Genomic DNA, 17860 nt, shown 5'->3' with positions numbered 1-17860 from the left:
CCAACGACGCGTTTTAATCGGCGAGTCCGAACAGTACCGGTACGGACGCGACCGCCGCGGCGGCTCCGTCCCCCGCGGCGCGGCCGGAGACACACGACATGACACCGAACACCACCACGCAGTCGACGGACGGCAACGATGGGTGACGGCGACGAGGGCTCCGGGACCGACGCCGAGACCGGGAGGAGCGCCGCCGGCGACGGCTCCGAGTCGGACCCCGTCGGCGACGGAGACGTCGACCTCGACGAGGCCGACGGCGGCGTCGATTACGCCGGTCGGGCGTCGTCGATCCTCGGGTTCTCCCGGTGGTGGCAGATCGTCGCCGCCGCGGGGATGATGGCCGCGGTCAGCCCCTACCAGTACGTCTGGTCGTCTATCGAGCAGCCGCTCGCTCAGGGGCTCGACATCGCGCTGCCGGCGCTCGGCGCGGTGTTCTCGTTTTACGTCGTCTTCCAGTCGCTCTCGCAGTTCCCCGCCGGCAAGTGGCGCGACAGCCGCGGTCCGGGCGCGCTCACCTTCGTCGCGGCGCTTTTGGCCGGGGGCGGGTACATCGGGCTGGCGTACGCGACGGCCGTCTGGCAGCTCTACCTGCTGTACTCGCTCGGCGCGATCGGCGTGGGGATCGTGTACACGGTCGCGGTGAACACAGCGGTCAAGTGGTTCCCCGACCGGACGGGGCTCACGACCGGCATCGGGACGATGGCGTTCGCGGGCGGGAGCGCCCTCGTGGTGCCGTACGTGCGGGCGAACGCGACCGTGTCGGCGTACAGCGACGTGCTCCGGAACGTCGGCCTCGCCATCCTCGTCGTCACGCTCGTCGGCGCGTTCCTCCTGCGGGACCCCCCGGAGGACTGGCTCGGGTTGGAGGACGGAGACGACCGGGGAGGCGGGAACGGGAGCGACGACGGCCTCGCGGCCTCGCTCCGCGGGCGGGCGTACACGACCCGCGAGATGCTGTCGACCTGGCAGTTCTGGCTGCTGTACGCGATGTTCGTCGCGATGGCCGGCGCCGACCTGATCGTCATCGCCAACGTCGTGCGGTTCGCCGAGCAGTTCGGATTGGCGGCGGTCGTCGCGACCGCGGCGGCGACCCTGCTGCCCGTCGCCGCCGGCGTCTCGCGGATGATCCTCGGGGAGGCATCGGACCGCTTCGACCGGAAGAAGGTGATGGCGGCCTCGTTCGTGCTCGCCGGGGTGTTCCGGCTCGCGCTGATCGCCGCCGGGCGCGCCGAGGCCGGGATCGCCTTCGTGGGGCTGGTGATGGCGGCGATGTTCTTCTCCTCGCCGCTGTTCGTCTACTTCCCGTCGGTGATCGCCGACTACTACGGCGCCAAGAACTCCTCCGGCAACTACGCCGTCCTCTACACAGCGAAGGTCGGCGGCGGCGTCTTCGCGGGGACGGTCACCGGATACCTCGTCGCGTCGTTCGGCTGGGTCCCGACGTTCGCGCTCGGGGGCGGCCTCGCGATCGCCGCCGGGCTGGCGGCGCTCGTCCTCCGCCCGCCGAGCGGCTCCGGGATGGAGACCGAGACGCCGGCGCCGGCAGACTAACCGGACCGCCGACACCCCTCGCCTTTTGTCCGAGCCCGCCGTACGGAGGCTAATGGAACACGCGACCGAGTCCGAGCCCGACCTCCACAAGGCCCCGGTGACGACCGCCTCCCGGGACCAGGGCGCGTTCAGGACGAACTTCAACTTCCCCGGCCGGAACCGGCCGGACCACGAGGACCACGGGTACGGCCCGCTGTCGACCGTCGTCGAGTCGTTCATGGACCCCGGGACGCTGATCCCGATGCATCAGCACCGCGACGAGGCGATCGTCTCGTGGGTGCCGGCGGGCGTCATGCGCCACGACGACGGCGAGGGCAACCGGCTCGTCACCGACGCCGACCACCTCATGGTCATGAACGCCGGCGGCGGGTTCCGGCACTCCGAGGAGACGCTCGCCGACGACCCGCCGCTCCGGATGCTCCAGATCTTCGTCCGGCCGCACGACCTCGACCTCGAACCGGGGATCCAACACGAGCCCCTGCCGGATCCGGTCGCGAACGAGTGGCGGCACCTGTTCGCGCCGGCCGCGACGGACCACCCGCTGACCGTCCGCAACGCCGTCCACTGCTACGACCTCCGACTCGACGCGGGCGAGGGAGTCCCGCTTCCGGGGGACGGCGAGTCGACGGGCGACACCGACGGCTGGGACGTCTACTTCTACGTGTTCGAGGGCGCGGTCGAGGCCGCGGGGCAGACGTTCGACCGCGCCGAGAGCGGGCTCTGGACCGGCGGCCCGGCGCCGACGCTGACCGCGACCGAGGACGCGGTCGTCGTCGCCTTCCGACTCGATCCCGAGGCGCCGATCACGCGACAGGGCACGATCGGGCGGTAGCGAGCGATCGGGCCAGGAGACGCGATCGGGCCAAGAGACGCGATCTAGCGAGAGGTGACCGCTCGTCGGGTTCGAGAGTCGTCCTCATCCCGATCGCGCCATCGCGCGCTCGATCCGCCGCCTGAGGTCGTCGAGCCGGTCCCCGACCGACCCGACCGCCGCGAGGACGGGGTACGTCGCGGAGGTCCCCTGATAGAGGTACGCCGGGAGGTCGGGAGCGTCGTCGTCGAGCCGGAGCTCGCGCTCGTGTTCCGCCAGCACGCGCTGTCGGCGCGCGGCGATCCGGTCGCAGTCCTCGACGAGGACGCCGGCGCGAGCCCGACACGCGTCGAGCGCGCCGAACCCCCCTTCCGGGACCGCCGCGTCGAGCGACACGATTTCGCGGCGGACCGCCGCGAGACGGGAGCCGGCGCGGTCGAGCGAGTCCGACTCGACTCGGATCCGCTTTAGAAGCCGCTCGCGCTCCTCGATCGCGGCGTCGACGGCGTCGAACAGGGCGGACTCGTACCCGGCGTGGTACCCCGCGGTCCGCGTGAGCGCGTACGCCAGTTCGGGCCCGAACTCCGCGGCGAGACTGCGCTCGTAGGTGTCGTCGTACTCCGCCTCGTAGTGGGGCACCGACATCACGGTCTCGGCGTACGCGTCCCTGACGGCAGCGAGCCCCGACCCCGGCGGCGCCGCGGGCCCACGGACTCCCGCGTCGGTTGCGGGGCCGGAACCGCCCGCGGGACTCGAGAAGTCGGCCGAGCCCGCCGACGCGGGCGACCCGCCGGACGAGACCGTCGCCGTCGGGACGGAGTCGAGCCGGCCGCGGAACGCCCGGAACGCCTCGCGCCCGTCGACGGTGCGGCGCCGCTCGACCCGGAGCGCCTCCCGCGCGTCGTCGATGACCGCACGGGAGTCGTCCGGGTCGTCGGTAGTCGTTGCCATGTCTCACCCCTGTCGAGAGCCCCTCGTAAACGCTTATATGAGTGGTACCAATCCCCCGAGAGCGGTCCCGAGCCCTCAATAGCGCTCCCGAGACGGCGAGCGGGGTCTTAAATAACCCACCTCGCCAGCGACCCGAGCAGGGGGAGGCCGAGCGCGGCGGCGACCGCGACGTAGATCACGGGCCGCATCCCGGGGAGGACGCCGGCCGCCGGCCCGAGCGAGACCGCGAACGCGACGAGCGCGAGAACGCCGACGCCGAGCGCGTACGCGACGCCTCGGCGAGCGGTCGGCGCGACGAGCGAGGCCGCCGCGCCGGCCGCGACGAGGCCGAGCCAGTGGACCGACGCCAGCGCGAGCCCGACCGCGACGGCGACCGCGAGAGCGACGAGGCGGCGGCGGGGTTCGCGCCGGACCCGGGTGAGCGCGGTCGACGGAGCGGGCGCAGAGGACGGGGAGGACGCGGCGGGCGAGGAGGACACGGCGGGCGGAGAGGATGCGGAGGACGACGCGGAACCTTCCCCGTCGCCGTCGTCGCTCACGACGACTCACCCCGGAAACTGACGGTCTCGCCGTCGGCGGCGTCGTCGACCTCGGGGTCGAGCGCCATCGGCTTCTGGTCGTTCGCCAGCCAGTCGCGGAGCTGGTCGTCGTAGTGCTCGGAGAAGTAGTCGCCCGAGTTGCCGCCGGGGATCACCGCCGTGGCGTCCTCGCCGGGCCGGACCACCATCCGCCAGCTCGACCCGACCGCGTCGTCGACCCGGAAGTTCATCACGGTCGCCGGGGAGCCGTCCGCGGGGAGCGCCGGGTAGTTCAGGAAGGGCGCCTCGCCGCCGAGCGGGTGAGCGATCGCGGCCGTCGAGTTCCGGTCGCCGTACGTCTCCCACCCCGACTCGTCGATCTCGTCGAGGGCGCCCTCCAGCGCCGCGACCATCGCCGCGGCCCGCGAGCGATCGGCGAACAGGGGGTCGTCGGCCGGCAGCGTCGCGAGCACCCAGTCGTTCGGGTAGTACGCCTCGCCGAGGTCGACCGCCTCGAAGGCAGGCGCGAAGACCAGCCGCCGGAAGCGGTCGACCCACCGGTCGAAGATCAGCGCGCCGCGGGAGTCGGCGGCCATTCGGCGGTCCCACGCGTCGAGCGCCGCGGCCGCGTCCCGCACGCGCTCGGCGGTCTCCGGCGCGTCGCCGTCCGTCCGATCTTCCACCGCCGCCACGAGGTCCGGCACGAGCTGGACCGCCCGCCCGTCGCGCACGTCGCGCTGGAGCTCGCGGTGGAAATCGGGGTCGACCGGCTCGTCGCCGGCCACCGCGGCGTCGAGGCGCTCGGCGATGCGCGCGCCGCGGTAGGGGGTCGCGTAGTCGACGCCGACGTAGTGGGTCGGGTCGTCGGTCACGCGCTGGTTGGCCGTCGAGAGCACGTCGGGGTCGATCGCGTGCGGCTTCTCCTCGAAGGGGACGAATCCCGCCCACGAGGACCGGCCGAACGGCTCGAACCCCTCCCACTCCCCCTCGCCGGCGGAGCCGTCGAACACCCGGTCGCCCGCGACCGCCTCGCCCTCGATCCGCCGGATCGGGAGCTGTCCCGTCGCGTAGTACATCGTGCGGCCGTCGGCGTCGGCGTACACGAGGTTCTGCGTCGGCAGGTCGAACTTCCGGGTCGCCGCCAGCGCGTCCTCGAACCCGTCGGCGCGGCCCAACTCGTCGATGGCGAGCGTCGTGCGCGTCGCGGTGTGGCCGGTCCACGCGACGCCGACGTGGCGTCCCTCGCGCTCGATGAACGGGCCGTGGACCGTGCGCTTGGTCTCCAGCGTCCGGTCCTCGCCGTCGGCGACGGGGATCTCCCGCGTCTCGGTCTCGAAGTCGCGCCACTCCCCCTCGTAGCGGTAGCGCTCGCCCGACTCGTCGACCTCGTAGCGGTAGCAGTCGAGCACGTCGGCGCCGACGTTGGTGAACGACCAGGTCGCGCGGTCGCTCGCGCCGGCGATGACGAAGGGGACGCCGGGGAACGTCGCGCCCCGGACGGAGCGCTCGGGCGTCTCGACGCGCTGCTCGTACCACAGCGGCGGCGCCATCAGCGAGAGGTGCGGGTCGTACGCCACCGTCGGCGTCCCGCTCGCCGTGTGCTCGCCGGCGACGACCCAGCTGTTGGAGCCGACGCCCGTCGGCGACTCGAACCCGGAGAGCCAGCCGGTCAGTTCGGGGGCGATCGGGTCCGAATCGCTTATCGAGGCGTCGGGCTCTCCCCGACGCGCCCGCCGGCTCCCCGCACCGAGCCGTTTCTCGTCGCCGCCGAGCCGCTCCTCGTCGCCGTCGAGGATCGGCGCGTCGTGGTCCAGCCGCCGGGGGAACAGCTCCGCGGCGCGGTCCATGCCGAGCCGGTCCGCGACCAGCGCCCGACGGAGCCCGGCGAAGCTCCCCGTGAGCGTCCACGAGATCTGTTTCTCCATCAGCAGCGTGTCGACGGGGGTCCACGGCGCCGGCTCGTAGCCGAGCAGCTCGAACTCGATCGGCAGCGTCTCGGCCTCCATCGCGGCGTTGACGCCCTCCGCGTACGCCTCGACGAGGGGGCCGGTCTCCGTCTCGCTCACGAGCTCCCACGTCGCCTCGGCGGCCGCGGAAAAGCCCATCGCGACGTTGAACTCGTCGCTCTCGACGGTCGCCTCGCCGACGACCTCTGAGAGCCGCCCGCGCATGACCCGCCGCTGGAGGTCCATCGGGAACAGGCGGTGGAACGCCTGCAGGTAGCCGACCGCGAAGTACGCCGCGGCCTCGTCGTCGGCCTCGACGTGGGGGACCCCGTGGCCGTCGATCCGGACGGTCGCGTCGCCGTGGGGACTCTCGACGGTCTCCGGGGGCGACCGGTCCGCGGCGCCCCACGCGTCGCCGGAGAGCGGTGCGAACGAGTCGAGGAGGGCGGCGGCCTCGGAGCGCGCCAGCCCGGCGGTGCCGGCCGCGAGCGCCGCGGCGAGGACGGCCCGGCGCGTGGTGTCGTTCGTCACCTTGTGACAGAGCCGCGGGTCCCCTATGATTTTTCGGGTCGATCACGGCGTCGCTCGGGTCAGGTCCGCGGCGGGAAACGTACATCCGTCGGCCGGTCTAAAGGGCGTCCGATGGAAGTCGCGCTGGTCACGGTCGGCGACGAACTGCTCTCGGGCGACACGGTGAACACGAACGCCAACTGGCTCGCCGACGAGCTGAGCGACCGCGGCGTCGCCGTGCCGCGGATCCTCTCGGTGCCCGACGACCGGACGGCGATCGCCGATCACGTGCGCGAGTACGCGGAGACCTTCGACGCCGTGATCGTCACCGGGGGGATCGGCAGCACCCCGGACGACGTGACGATGGAGGCGGTCGCGGACGCGTTCGACCGCGAGATGGCCGTCACCGACCTCACGCGCGAGTCGGTCGAGCGCCGGCTGGCCGCGATCCGCGAGCGCGTCCCCGACCGCGAGTTCGACATCGACGTGGAGGCGGAGGCGGCGATCCCCGAGGGGAGCCGTCCGCTCATGACCGAGGCTGGGCTCGCCCCCGGCTGCGAGATCGAGGACGTCTACGTGCTGCCCGGCATCCCGGACGAGCTGAAGGCGACCTTCGCGACTATCGCCGACGAGTTCGCCGGCGACCGGCGCTCGCGGTTCCTCTACACGGTGGAGCCCGAGTCGAACATCGTCCCCGCCCTCGAGGAGGCGATGGAGCGGTTCGACGTCGTCGTCGGCTGTTACCCCGACCGCGAGGCCGACCACAACCGACTGAAGGTGACCGCGACCGACGACGGCGCGCTCGATGACGCCGCGGCGTGGCTGCTGGCGAACGTGAACGCGAGCCAGACGCCGGTGCGACGCAACTGGGACTGATAAAAAGCGACGCGGGGCGACGAGACCGAGCGACGTCGCCGGCGAGGGCGACGCGGCTCAGCCGGCCGTCTCGTTCTCCGAGGGCTGTCGCGGCTCGGAGGGCTGTCCGGGCTCGGTGGGTCCAGTCGGGCCGGTCGGCGACCGCTGGCCTTCCGGTCCCGGCGGCGTCCGGTCGTTCGTCACGAGGAAGTCGGCGAGGTTCCCGATCAGCGCGTCGTTGTCGGCGCGCGCGGCGTTCTCGGGCGAGAGGAAGTCGCTGTCGCCCACCATCACCACGCCGTCGGTCCGAACGAGCAGCGGCGCCTCGGTCGACGCGCGGGTCGTCGACAGCTCGCTCCCTTCGACGGGACGGAGCACGTCGCTGCCGGCGATCGTCGTCCCGACCGGCGTCGCCGACGGCAGGACAGCGCGGTCGACGCCCTCGGTCAGCGCGGCGTCGGATTCCTCGGTCGGCTCCGCGTAGACGCGCTGGTAGTTCAGGTCGTTCTCCTCCATGTTGTACACGTAGCCGGGCTCCGTGGTGACGTCGAGCGTCGCGTCGAGCCCGACCGCCCCGGGCTGATCGAACGCCGCGTCGGGCTCAGTCGCCACGACCACGTGGCCGCCCGACTCGACGAACGACTCGATCTCGTCGAGCTCGGCCTCGTCGTAGTCGGTCCGGAACGTCACGAACGCGTCCGCCTCGGCGAGCCGCTCGCCGAGTTGGGTCGGCCCTGGCTCGGCGCCGGGAGGCACCGCCCGGCGCTGCCGCTCCGGGTCCGGCACGTAGACGCCGACGTCGTGGCCGTTCTCGATGAGGGCGTTCGCCAGCGGCCGGACGTCGCGGTCGGCGACCTCCGGGCCGCCGAAGCCGAGCAGGGCGAGCGGGCTCACCGGAACGGCGCCGGTCGGTTCGACGCCGGGGTCGACGAGCACCGTCTGGGACCGCGCCGCGGACTCCATCTCGACGTCCATCCGGCCCGGCGTGTCGTTCGCGACCGCGTCGCCGTCGACGTAGTGCTCGTTCTGGATCTCGGGCGCGGGGGCGGCGCCGTCGGCGGTCACGAAGCCCGTGAGCGCCGCGCCGCCGGTGATCGTCGCCAGCGTTACGACGAAGGCGGCAGCCAGCGTCCGGAGGTCGCTCACGCGCCGACACCCCCGATGAGCCGCGCCGTCTCGTTGCCAGTCGCACCCGTGCCGGCCGCCGCCCCGCCGCGGTCGAGGTCGCTCTCGGAGAAGCGCTCGACCGTATCGACGTGCGGGACGGCTTCCAGGTGGACGTAGGTGAGCCCCATCGGCTTCACCTCTCCGTAACCGGGGTCGTTCGCGTAGACGGCGACGACCTGCGTATCGGTGCGGAGCAGGAACGGGAAGCGGGTGTCCGGCCCGGTCTCCCGGGTGTCGACCTCGTACTCGCCGAGGTTCTCCGCGGTCGCGGCGGCGTGGATCGCCTCGTTGAGCGAGCCGATCTCGTCGGCGTAGCCGTTCTGCACCGCCTCGGTGCCGAGGTACACGTCGGCCTGCGCGACCTCCTCGCGCGGCATCTGGAACTCGTCGCCGCGCTCCGCCATCATCGCGTCGACGAAGGTGTCCGCGAGGGTCTGCTGTTCGGCCCACGCCTGGATCTCGTTGCCGCCGGCCTTGTCCGGGCCGCTGGGACCCTGCACCGGGGCGGTGTTCCGCGGCGCGGGCGCGTTCAGGCCGATGCTGCCGACCGTCGAGGTCGGGAGCACGTAGATCTCGTCCGCGGGCGCCATGGCGTAGTAGCCGCCGGAGGCGCTCATCGACTGCACGCTGGCGATCACGGTCATCTGTTCGCTCGTCCGCTGGACCGCCTTGTACATCCGCTCGGAGGCGACTGGCGCGCCGCCCGGGGTGTCCAGCTTGAGAACGACCGCGCCGACGGAGTCGTTGGCGCGGATGTCCGCGAGTTCGCTCTCGACGTCGTCCGCGAGGGCCGAAGTGACGGGACCTTCGATCTCGACGACGGCGACGGTATCGTCCGGGTCGTTGGTCGCCGCGTACACGCTGGGCGCGAGCACGGCGCCGACCACCGCCGCGGCCACCACGACGACGGCGAGCTGCTGCCGCGACGTGAGGGCCGTGGAGGGCTGTTTGGTTGACATGACCGGGTGGATCCAGCGGCAATCAATTGATAAAAATTACGGAAACGAACGCTGCGAAACCGGCACAAGGCGGCAACCCTTACTTAAACGAGTCGGGGCCGTGATCATCCTGCCACGCGAAGGCGTAGCGATGTTGGGTCGCCACCCGCCTCAGAGGGCGCCCGCGCCGCCGAGCACCAGTCGGACGCCGATGACCGTCAGCAGGCCGAGGACGACGCCTCGACGCAGCCGTTCGCTCACGCGACCGCGGAGCCGCTTCCCGACCTCGACCCCGGCAACCGCGGGGACCGCGGCCGCCGCAGACGCGAGGGCGAACCCCGCGTCGGGATAGAGGCCGAGCGCGCCGGCGGCGCCGACGCGCAGGCCGTTGATGCCGACGAACACCAGCGCCACGACGCCCACGAACACCCCGTGCGAGAGGTCGAAGCTCCGGACGAACGCGACGAGCTGGACGCCGACGTTGGTCGCGCCGAAGAGGACGCCGGAGACGGCGCCGACGGCGGCCATGACGAGCGGCCTCCCGGCCAGGTCGCGGTCGGTCCCGATCGACGGCGTCGGCAGCGGGAGGGCGCGCTGGGCGGTCGCCGCGAAGCCGAGCGAGACGAGCCCGAGCAGGACGCGCAGCGGCCCCTCGGGGAGCCGGTCGAGCAGGGCCATCCCCGCGATCGTGCCGACGAGCGCGGCGACGAGCAGCGGCGCGAACCGGCTCCCGCACGTGCGGAGCTCCTCGCGGGTGAGGTCGCCGACGAGCGCGACGTTCACGGCGAACATCGGGAGGATCATGAACGCGACGGCGGTCGCGGGGTCGAGCGTCGACGCGAGCACCATCGTTCCGACGACGGCGAAGCCGAACCCCGCCACCCCGTTGACGGCGCCCGCGACCGCGACGACGAGGACGATCGTCGCCGCCAGTTCGGCCGAGAGCGCGAGGGTCATACGGCCGGGAGGCGGCGAGCGTTGATAAATGACTGTTGGGTGTGCGGCGCGAGGGCACGCTCGCCGGTCCCAGCAGAAGCGCTTTCGGATGTGTGTGTCTATCTCGCACGAGCGGCCGAGACTCATCCCGCTCCGCCACCGCTATTTAAATATGCTTCAACCCGGGCAACAGGCGCCGACGTTCGAGCTCCCCGGCGCGGGGGGCGGGCGGATAGACGCGCACGGACTGACGGAGTACGCAGACAACGGGTGGGCGGTCGTGGTGGTGTTCTACCCGTTCGACTTCCACCCGGTGTGTACCTCGCAGATGTGCACGCTGCGGGACAGCGAGGCGCTGTCGCTGCTGGAGGACACCGTCGTCCTCGGGATCTCGACGGACGGCGTCTACAGCCACCGCGCGTTCGCGGAGAAACACCGGATCGACTTCCCGCTGCTCTCCGACAGCGACGGGCGCGTCGCCGAGGCGTACGGCGTGCGCGCCGACGAGCTGGACGACCACCGCGGCGTCGCGCGGTCGGCGGTCTTCGTGGTCGACCCCGACCGAACGGTGCAGTACGCCTGGCGGAGCGAGGAGACCGCCGACGAACCCGACCTCGAGGCCGTCGAGCACGCCGCGCAGTGTCACGGCGACGAGTGCGAACTCCCGGACGGGAAATCGTATTTATAAACCCCGAACGGTCCCCCGCCGGCCGTTACCGGCCGATAACCCGTCTCGGTTCGCTGCCGCGATCGTGTGCGGCTCGCGCCACGGCGGACGGGCCTTGATGACCGTGGCCCTCGTCGGCCGACCCATGCAGGAGTTCGACTTCCTCGTGATCGGATCCGGGTCGGGGTTGGACGTGGCGAACGCGATGGCCGGCCGCGGTAACTCGGTGGCGGTCGTCGAGGAGGGGCGGCTCGGCGGGACCTGTCTCAACCGCGGCTGCATCCCCTCGAAGCAGCTGCTGTACCACGCCGATGTGATGGAGACGATCGAGGGCGCCGGCGGGTTCGAGATCGACACCGAGGTGCGCGACGTCGACTTCGCGGAGATCGTCCAGAAAGTGAACGAGGACGTCGCCGGGAGCTCCGAGTCGATCCGGCGGGGCCTCACCTCCTCGGACGCCCACGACCTGTTCTCGGGGACCGGGCGGTTCGTCGACGACCGGACGGTGGAGATCTTCGACGGCGACGACGCGGGCGCGACGCTCCGCGCCGACACGGTGCTCGTCGCCACCGGCAGCCGTCCCTCGATCCCCCCGATCGACGGGATCGAGGACGTCGACTACCTCACGAGCACGGAGGCGCTACGCCTGGAGTCGCCGCCGGACCGCCTCGTGATCGTCGGCGGCGGGTACATCGCGGCCGAGCTCGGCCACTTCTTCGGGACGTTCGGCAGCGACGTGACGATCGTCGGCCGCCGCGAGCACCTCCTCCCGGAGGCGGACGCGGAGGTCGGCGAGGCGTTCACCGACCGCTACGCCGACCGGTTCGACGTGTACACGGGTTACGAGGCTGTCGCCGCCGACGCGGCCGACGGCGAGGTGACCGTCGAGGCCCGCCCGTACCCCGAGGCCGACTCGGTCCGCGCGAGCGGGGAGATGGTCGGCGCGCCCGACGAGGCGGAGTCCGTGACCGTCTCGGGCGACGAACTGCTCGTCGCCGCGGGGCGCCGCCCGAACACAGACATGCTCGACCTCGACGCGACCGGCGTGGAGACCGACGAGCGGGGGTTCGTCGAGACCGACGAGTACCTCCGGACGGACGCCGAAGGGGTGTGGGCGCTCGGCGACGCGGTCGGCGAGTACCTGCTCAAACACAGCGCGAACCACGAGGCGAAGGCCGTGGTCCGGAACCTGCTGGGTGACGAGCCGGAACCCGTCGACTACTCGGCGATGCCGTTCGCCGTCTTCGCGTCGCCCGAGGTCGCGGGCGTCGGGGCGCGCGAGCAGGACCTCCGCGAGGCTAATGTCGAGTACGCCACCAACACATACGCGTACGACGAGACGGCCCGCGGGAGCGCGATGCACGCCGACGGCTTCGTGAAGGTCCTCATCGACCTCGACGGCGAGATCCTCGGCTGTCACATCGTCGGCCCGGAGGCGTCGAACCTGATCGAGGAGGTCGTCGTCGCGATGACGGCGGGGTCGGAGACGGTGGCGGACATCCGCGACGCGGTCCACATCCACCCCGCGCTCTCCGAGGTCGTCGACCGGGCCTTCTCGGGGCAGTTCTCGCGCGGCGGCGGACACGACCACGGGCACGGACACTGAGCGGTCGCCGCGCCCGGCGGGCGTCGCCACGCTCCCGCTCGGGCACCACGCCCGACCGGCGTCGCCGAACGCTCCCTCGGGTCGCCGCGAGAGCGCCCCGAAGGCGAGCGTTTACGTCGGTCCGTCCCAACCTCGAACCAACACACATGGTATCCAGCGACACGCGCTCGGTCGGCGAGCTCGAACGGCGCGTCGAGGCGTTCGACGCGGCGGCGCCGGGCGAGATGGAGGCGGACGACCGCGCACGCCTGACCGACGCGCTCGTCGCGCTCGCCGACGCGTACGGCGACCGCGGTGAGTTCGACGCCGAGGCCGAGATGATCGCGCGGCTGGACCGGCTGCGCCGCGCCGGGGACGACGGCGGCGACGTCGACGTCCACCTCGCGAACGCCCTCGCGAACGCGACGAGCGTGCGGGACCGCGACGACGTCTACGAGACCGCGATCGACCCCGACCGGATCGAGGAGTACCGGGAGCGGATCGAGGAGCTGTACGGTCGCCGCCCGGAGCCGGCGATCGCGGCGCCGCTGGCCCGGGCGACGGCCGAGACGATCCACGCGAACGGGAAGGCCGGTCGCCGCGACCGGATCGGACCGCTCCTGGACCGGCTCGAAGCGGTGTACGACGCCCACTCCGAGCCGGACGTCGCCGCCTCGCTGCTGCGGGCCTACGCCCACGCGGAGCTGTACCTCGACGCGGACCTCGAAGGCGGCGACGCCGCCGACGTGACCCTCGGAAGCGACGAGTCGGACCCCGAAACCGTCCCGGCCGAGCGCGACGCCCGAGGCGACCGCGTCGCCCGCGCCGAGGAGCTGTTCCGGGCCCACCCCGACGGGGAGGTCGCCGCGGGGCTGGCCGGGGTCCTCGCCGGGCGCACGAACGCCGACGCCGAGCGGACGGACGTGGAGGCGATCGAGGAGCGGATCGGCCGGATCGAGGCGCTCGCGGACCGATACCCGGCACAGGAGGAGTCGATCGTCCGTTGGCTCCCGGTCGCGACGGCGAACGCCGCGCGCGCCGGCTTCGAGGCGGCGGACGTCGCCCGAGTCGAACACTGGGCCGGCGAGACCGTCGACCGCCACGAGCGGCTCTCGACCCCGTCGAGCGCGACGTGGGCGGCGGTGGCGACGTTCTTCTCCGCGCGGGCGTCCTTCTTCGACGGCGACGTGGAGGCGGGCGAGGCGAAGCTCGAACGCCTCGAGGCGCTCGAACGGGGGTACGACAACCCTGTGTTCGAACACTGGCTCGGCCGGGCGATGTTCGACGCCGCCCGGAGCTACGTGGAGACGGATCGCCCGGATCGCGCGCGGGCCATGGTCGAGGACCTCGCCGAGTTCGCGGTCGGCCACGAGGACCGCGAGGAGATCGAGGCGGGGCTGGAGGCGCTCCGCTCGCACGCGCCGCACCTGTTCGACGAGTCCGGCGGATCGGTGGACGAGCCCGGTGATTCGGCGGAGGGAGCGGGCGACTCGATCGACGTTGCCACCGGGCGGACCGACCCCTCGGGCGCCGCGGACGGAACGCCGCCGACGGCGACCGCGGACGCCGCCGGGTCCGCCGTCGGCGATCCGGCCGAGCACTCGAGCCCGGAGGGCCTCGACGCGCCGGAGGCCGCCGGCTCGACGGCTACGGAAGAGCGGGACGCGGCCGGCGACGACGCCGACGCGGACCTCCCCGGCTGCGGGAACTGCGGCGAGGACGGCTGCGGGAACTGCGGGAGCGGCGACGACCTGAAGCCCCCGGCGTCCGGGCCGGTGCTCGCCGCCGCCGGGGCGGCCGTCGTCCTCGTCGGCCTCTCGGTCGCGTACACGCTCTACCGGGCCCAGCGCGCCCTCCGGAACGCGATCGGACAGTCGTGACGCGGGCGAAGACGTATTGCGGCTCGCCGTCGAACCGAGACGCATGGCCGACCTCCCGAGCGTCTCCCGCCGTCGAGTTCTGACCGCGTCCGCCGCCGGCGGCGCGCTGGCCGCGCTCGCGGGCTGCGCGGACGACGCGGGACCGGACCCCGCAGACGGCGGTGCTTCCGACGGGACGGACGAAGGCGACGCGGACGAGGCGGACAAAAGCGACGCGGACGCCGGATCGGGAGCCATCGACGCCGAGCTCGACCTCCGAGAGGCGAACGTCGTCGACGTGGCGTTCGAGCCGGCCGACGCCGGGTACGCGTTCGACGTGACGCTCCACCACGACGACGACGGCGAGGACGGGTACGCGGACTGGTGGCAGGTCGAGCGGCTCGACGGCACGCGGCTCGGCCGGCGCGACCTGCTCCACGCGCACTCGGAGCAGCCGTTCACGCGGCTCGAGACGGTCGCCGTCCCCGACGACGCGACCTGCGTCGTCGTCCGCGGACACGATCAGACGCACGGGTACGGCGGGGTCGCCGCCCTGGTCGATCTCGACGCGGAGGCGGTACGCGGGGTCGATCAGGGGTCAGACCCGCGCTCGTTCGACGCGACGGACTGCCCGTGAGGCGCCCGGCTGCTGGCGGCGCCCGGCCGCCGGTGATACGTCATCTCATACCGAGTCGGTATCACGGACACACATCCGCGGATGGGTTTTGTATGAACCTCATTTATAACTGAGCACGATGGCAAACGCAGCAGTCGTGATTCTCGCCGGCAACGAATCGCACGCCGACTACGGCCGCCTCGCGAACGCGCTCGAAGCGGCCAAGGAGTTCGCCGAGAACGACGACGACGAGTTGGAACTGATCTTCGACGGCGCCGGGACCCAGTGGATCCCGGAACTGGAGGACGAGGAGAGCGATTACCACGAGCTCTACCAGGCGGTCCGCGACGACGCCGCGGTCTGTGACTTCTGTTCCGGCGCGTTCGGCGTCGAGGACACCGTGGCCGACTCCGGGCTCGTCACGCTCGACGAGTACGACGGGCACCCGAGCATCCGCTCGCTCGTCGACGACGACTACGAGATCATCACGTTCTGAACGGCCGGAGGCGTCGACGGCCGCGTCGGCGTCTCGGAGCGGTCAGAACGAGGTCGCGTCAGACTCGGTGGCGGCGCTCCCGCGGTCGTCGTATCCCTTCCGTCCGACCGCGTCCTCGGGGAGCAGCGAGGTGACGAACTTCTCCAGTTCCGCTTCCGACCGGAAGGCGTCGGGGTCGTCGTCGACGACGTCGAGGATGTCCTCCAGCGGCATCGACTCCCCGTTCGCGAACTCGACGACGCCCTCGTCGCACTCTTCGACGACGGTGTCGAACGCGACGGGGTACTGGTGGTCACAGACATCGGTCAAGGCCGTCTCGATATCCATATTTAATTTTTGTGAAGGATACTGAAAAGGCTGATGCAGGACGCGCTCGCCGACGATCGGAGTCGCTCTCATCTTCGGAGAATCTCCTCGCACAGCTTTGCTGTCTCACGGCGGAGATACGCGGATGGGACTCATGCTCACGTCGGAAGCGGGACCGATCCGACCGCGGGCGTTTCTGTACCCGCTGGGCGTCTGGGCGGTGATGGCGGTCGTCGCCGTCCTCAACGGCGGGTTCCGAGAGGTCGTTCTCATTCCCCGCCTCGGCGACTACCCCGGACACGTGGTGAGTACGGCGCTCCTAGTGGCCGCGATACTCCTCGTCTCGCTGGCCTACTTCTCGCGGACGCCGATCGAGTACGGACCGGCCGAGCTCGTCGGTATCGGAGTGCTCTGGACGGTGCTCACCGTCGGGTTCGAGTTCGTCGTCGGGTACGTCGAAGGGACGCCGGTGTCGGTCACGGTCGGTCAGTACAACGTGTTCGCGGGACAGGTCTGGATCGCGGTCCCGATCGCGCTGCTCGTCTCCCCGCTGCTTTTCGGCTGGGTCCTCGTTCGGATCGACTGATCGTCGACGACCCGGTCCCGGGCGTGGCGCGGTTCGGAGCCGCCCGTGACGGCACGGTTCGGAGCCGCCCGTGACGGCGCCGTCGGGAGCCCGACTTTGTGCCGTGTGGCAACGTGAGACATAACGGCAGGTGTCGGGTGCGACTTAACTCCGTTCGGGTACAAGTGATACAGATGACAACGAAATCTCAAGACCGAGCGCTCGGACTCACGGTACTCGCGTTCCTCGTCGCGATCAGCGGTGAGCTACTGGGGGTGTCGCTCCTCGTCACCATCGGCGTGACGGGGTTCTTCCTCGCCGTGGCGGGGCTGTTAGCGCTCATGACCATCTCGCTGATAGTCGGCGTCAGTCACATCTCCGGGCCCGACATGCGTGACTCGGTCCTCAGCGATCGGGACCCGTTATCGGCACCGCACCGCAAGCAGTGATTCCGTCGAGTCGAACGGAACGGCAATCGAGCCTCCTTTTATTACTCGCGGTCGACCAACGACGACCGCGATGATAGTTCTCCACGCCGTCTTCCCGCTCGACCCCGACAAGCGCGACGAGGCGCTCGATCTGATCGCCGAGCTCGCCGAGAAGTCTCGCGCCGAGCCCGGGATGATCGAGTACCGACCGACCACCGACGTCGACGACCCCAACGTGGTGCGGTTCTTCGAGCGGTACGAGGACGAGGCCGCCTTCGAGGCGCACTCCAAGACCGACCACTTCCAAGCGTTCGAGGCGGCGCTCCCCGACCTCCTCGCCGGTGAGCCGGAGGTCACTCGGTTCGAGATCGAGTCGGCGGACGAACTGGAGCTCTGACGGAGGGCTCGCGGCCCTTTTTTAAATAAACTCCGAGGGGTTCGGCCCGTTCGTGACGTGGACCTCGAACGGCTGCGTCCCGACGTCGTCCCGCTCGACCAGGTGCCAGTACGTCTCGGCCAGCTCGTCGGGATCGAGGAACGTCTCTGCCTCGCGGTCCGGGTCGCGCTCGCGGGCGCCGGGCGAGTCGATCTGGCCGTCGATGACGACGTGCGCGACGTGCACGCCGTCGCCGCCGAACTCCTGCGCGATGTCCATCGCCATCCCGCGGGCGGCGAACTTCGCGGCCGTGAACCCGATCGCGCCGCCGCGGCTCCGGACCGCCGAGGTCGCGCCGGTGAAGATCACCGTGCCGCCGCCGGTCTCGAGCATGTCGTCGACGGCCTCCTGCGAGCAGACGAACGCGCCGCGCCCGTTGACCGCCCACGCCTCTTCGAACTCCTCGACGCTCGTGTCCATGAGCCCGGTCCACGACGCCGCGCTCGCGTGGTTGACGAGGACGTCCACCGGTCCGAACGCCTCGCGCACCGTCTCGAAACCGTCCCGGATCGCCCTGACGTCGGTCAGGTCGGTCGTGACCGCCAGCCCCTCACCGGGGTCGGGGAGGTCGGCCGCGAGCTCCTCGATGTACTCCGTCGAGCGGGCGAAGAGGGCCACCCGACAGCCCTCCGCCGCGAACTTCCGCGCGAGCGATTCCCCGAGTCCGGGACCGACCCCGGCGACGACTGCCGTGCGAGTCATACCCGCGCTACGGACCG

At 71.6% G+C, this 17860-nt stretch carries 19 protein-coding genes; 11 read left to right on the top strand and 8 right to left on the bottom strand.

Annotated features, from left to right (window positions below; genetic code table 11):
- The first annotated feature begins 138 nt into the window (after window positions 1–138).
- Window positions 139–1551: an OFA family MFS transporter gene (locus Hrr1229_RS12600; RefSeq protein ID WP_123112569.1), complete on the top strand. Its 1413-nt coding sequence runs from the start codon at window positions 139–141 to the stop codon at window positions 1549–1551.
- Window positions 1552–1603: 52 nt separating this feature from the next.
- Window positions 1604–2383 (top strand): pirin family protein, encoded by a 780-nt coding sequence (locus tag Hrr1229_RS12595; protein WP_123112570.1) that lies wholly within the window; start codon window positions 1604–1606, stop codon window positions 2381–2383.
- 84 nt (window positions 2384–2467) lie between these two features.
- Here the strand turns inward: Hrr1229_RS12595 and Hrr1229_RS12590 are convergent, their stop codons facing one another.
- From Hrr1229_RS12590 to Hrr1229_RS12580, 3 genes are all read right to left on the bottom strand, one after another.
- Window positions 2468–3313 carry a hypothetical protein gene (locus Hrr1229_RS12590; protein ID WP_123112571.1) on the bottom strand — a complete coding sequence of 282 codons (846 nt, stop codon included), beginning with the start codon at window positions 3311–3313 and terminating at the stop codon, window positions 2468–2470.
- A gap of 107 nt (window positions 3314–3420) precedes the next feature.
- On the bottom strand, window positions 3421–3792 hold the full coding sequence (locus Hrr1229_RS12585; RefSeq protein WP_123112572.1) for a hypothetical protein: 372 nt from the start codon (window positions 3790–3792) through the stop codon (window positions 3421–3423).
- 56 nt (window positions 3793–3848) lie between these two features.
- Entirely contained in the window at window positions 3849–6308 is a 2460-nt protein-coding gene (locus Hrr1229_RS12580; protein ID WP_123112573.1) for a penicillin acylase family protein, read from the bottom strand.
- A gap of 111 nt (window positions 6309–6419) precedes the next feature.
- Between Hrr1229_RS12580 and Hrr1229_RS12575 the strand changes: the two genes are divergently transcribed.
- Window positions 6420–7163: a competence/damage-inducible protein A gene (locus tag Hrr1229_RS12575; protein ID WP_123112574.1), complete on the top strand. Its 744-nt coding sequence runs from the start codon at window positions 6420–6422 to the stop codon at window positions 7161–7163.
- A gap of 57 nt (window positions 7164–7220) precedes the next feature.
- Here the strand turns inward: Hrr1229_RS12575 and Hrr1229_RS12570 are convergent, their stop codons facing one another.
- The 3 genes from Hrr1229_RS12570 to Hrr1229_RS12560 form a co-directional block, all read right to left on the bottom strand.
- Window positions 7221–8288, bottom strand: coding sequence for a DUF4350 domain-containing protein (locus Hrr1229_RS12570; protein ID WP_123112575.1), 1068 nt, complete (start codon window positions 8286–8288; stop codon window positions 7221–7223).
- Entirely contained in the window at window positions 8285–9268 is a 984-nt protein-coding gene (locus Hrr1229_RS12565; RefSeq protein WP_123112576.1) for a S49 family peptidase, read from the bottom strand. The genes Hrr1229_RS12570 and Hrr1229_RS12565 overlap by 4 nt, the downstream gene beginning before the upstream one ends.
- Before the next feature lie 150 nt (window positions 9269–9418).
- The gene (locus Hrr1229_RS12560) at window positions 9419–10204 is read right to left on the bottom strand and encodes a TSUP family transporter (protein WP_123112577.1); all 786 of its coding nucleotides are present in this window, start codon (window positions 10202–10204) and stop codon (window positions 9419–9421) included.
- Between the two features lie 151 nt (window positions 10205–10355).
- Here Hrr1229_RS12560 and Hrr1229_RS12555 point away from each other — a divergent pair, with 151 nt between their 5' ends.
- The 5 genes from Hrr1229_RS12555 (at window position 10356) to Hrr1229_RS12535 (ending at window position 15406) form a co-directional block, all read left to right on the top strand.
- The gene (locus Hrr1229_RS12555) at window positions 10356–10871 is read left to right on the top strand and encodes a redoxin domain-containing protein (RefSeq protein WP_123112578.1); all 516 of its coding nucleotides are present in this window, start codon (window positions 10356–10358) and stop codon (window positions 10869–10871) included.
- Window positions 10872–10968: 97 nt separating this feature from the next.
- Window positions 10969–12456, top strand: a complete 1488-nt coding sequence (locus tag Hrr1229_RS12550; protein WP_303622115.1) for a dihydrolipoyl dehydrogenase — start codon at window positions 10969–10971, stop codon at window positions 12454–12456.
- 146 nt (window positions 12457–12602) lie between these two features.
- Window positions 12603–14315 (top strand): hypothetical protein, encoded by a 1713-nt coding sequence (locus tag Hrr1229_RS12545; protein ID WP_123112580.1) that lies wholly within the window; start codon window positions 12603–12605, stop codon window positions 14313–14315.
- Between the two features lie 43 nt (window positions 14316–14358).
- Complete coding sequence (locus Hrr1229_RS12540; RefSeq protein ID WP_123112581.1) at window positions 14359–14931, top strand: twin-arginine translocation signal domain-containing protein; 573 nt, start codon at window positions 14359–14361, stop codon at window positions 14929–14931.
- A 118-nt stretch (window positions 14932–15049) separates the two neighbouring features.
- Window positions 15050–15406, top strand: coding sequence for a DsrE family protein (locus Hrr1229_RS12535; protein WP_123112582.1), 357 nt, complete (start codon window positions 15050–15052; stop codon window positions 15404–15406).
- Window positions 15407–15448: 42 nt separating this feature from the next.
- Here the strand turns inward: Hrr1229_RS12535 and Hrr1229_RS12530 are convergent, their stop codons facing one another.
- Complete coding sequence (locus Hrr1229_RS12530) at window positions 15449–15733, bottom strand: hypothetical protein (protein ID WP_123112583.1); 285 nt, start codon at window positions 15731–15733, stop codon at window positions 15449–15451.
- Window positions 15734–15857: 124 nt separating this feature from the next.
- On the opposite strand from Hrr1229_RS12530, the gene Hrr1229_RS12525 reads away from it, so the two are divergent.
- From Hrr1229_RS12525 to Hrr1229_RS12515, 3 genes are all read left to right on the top strand, one after another.
- On the top strand, window positions 15858–16298 hold the full coding sequence (locus Hrr1229_RS12525) for a hypothetical protein (RefSeq protein ID WP_255212500.1): 441 nt from the start codon (window positions 15858–15860) through the stop codon (window positions 16296–16298).
- Window positions 16299–16471: 173 nt separating this feature from the next.
- Window positions 16472–16726: a hypothetical protein gene (locus Hrr1229_RS12520; protein ID WP_123112585.1), complete on the top strand. Its 255-nt coding sequence runs from the start codon at window positions 16472–16474 to the stop codon at window positions 16724–16726.
- Between the two features lie 70 nt (window positions 16727–16796).
- Complete coding sequence (locus tag Hrr1229_RS12515; protein WP_123112586.1) at window positions 16797–17102, top strand: putative quinol monooxygenase; 306 nt, start codon at window positions 16797–16799, stop codon at window positions 17100–17102.
- Window positions 17103–17123: 21 nt separating this feature from the next.
- Here Hrr1229_RS12515 and Hrr1229_RS12510 read toward each other — a convergent pair whose 3' ends face one another.
- Complete coding sequence (locus tag Hrr1229_RS12510; RefSeq protein ID WP_123112587.1) at window positions 17124–17843, bottom strand: SDR family NAD(P)-dependent oxidoreductase; 720 nt, start codon at window positions 17841–17843, stop codon at window positions 17124–17126.
- Window positions 17844–17860: the final 17 nt, after the last annotated feature.

The organism is Halorubrum sp. CBA1229, from assembly GCF_003721435.2.
In the GTDB taxonomy this organism is placed as follows: domain Archaea; phylum Halobacteriota; class Halobacteria; order Halobacteriales; family Haloferacaceae; genus Halorubrum.
The sequence above is the reverse complement of the archived record's forward strand: the minus strand, read 5'-3'. Positions and strand labels throughout refer to the sequence as shown.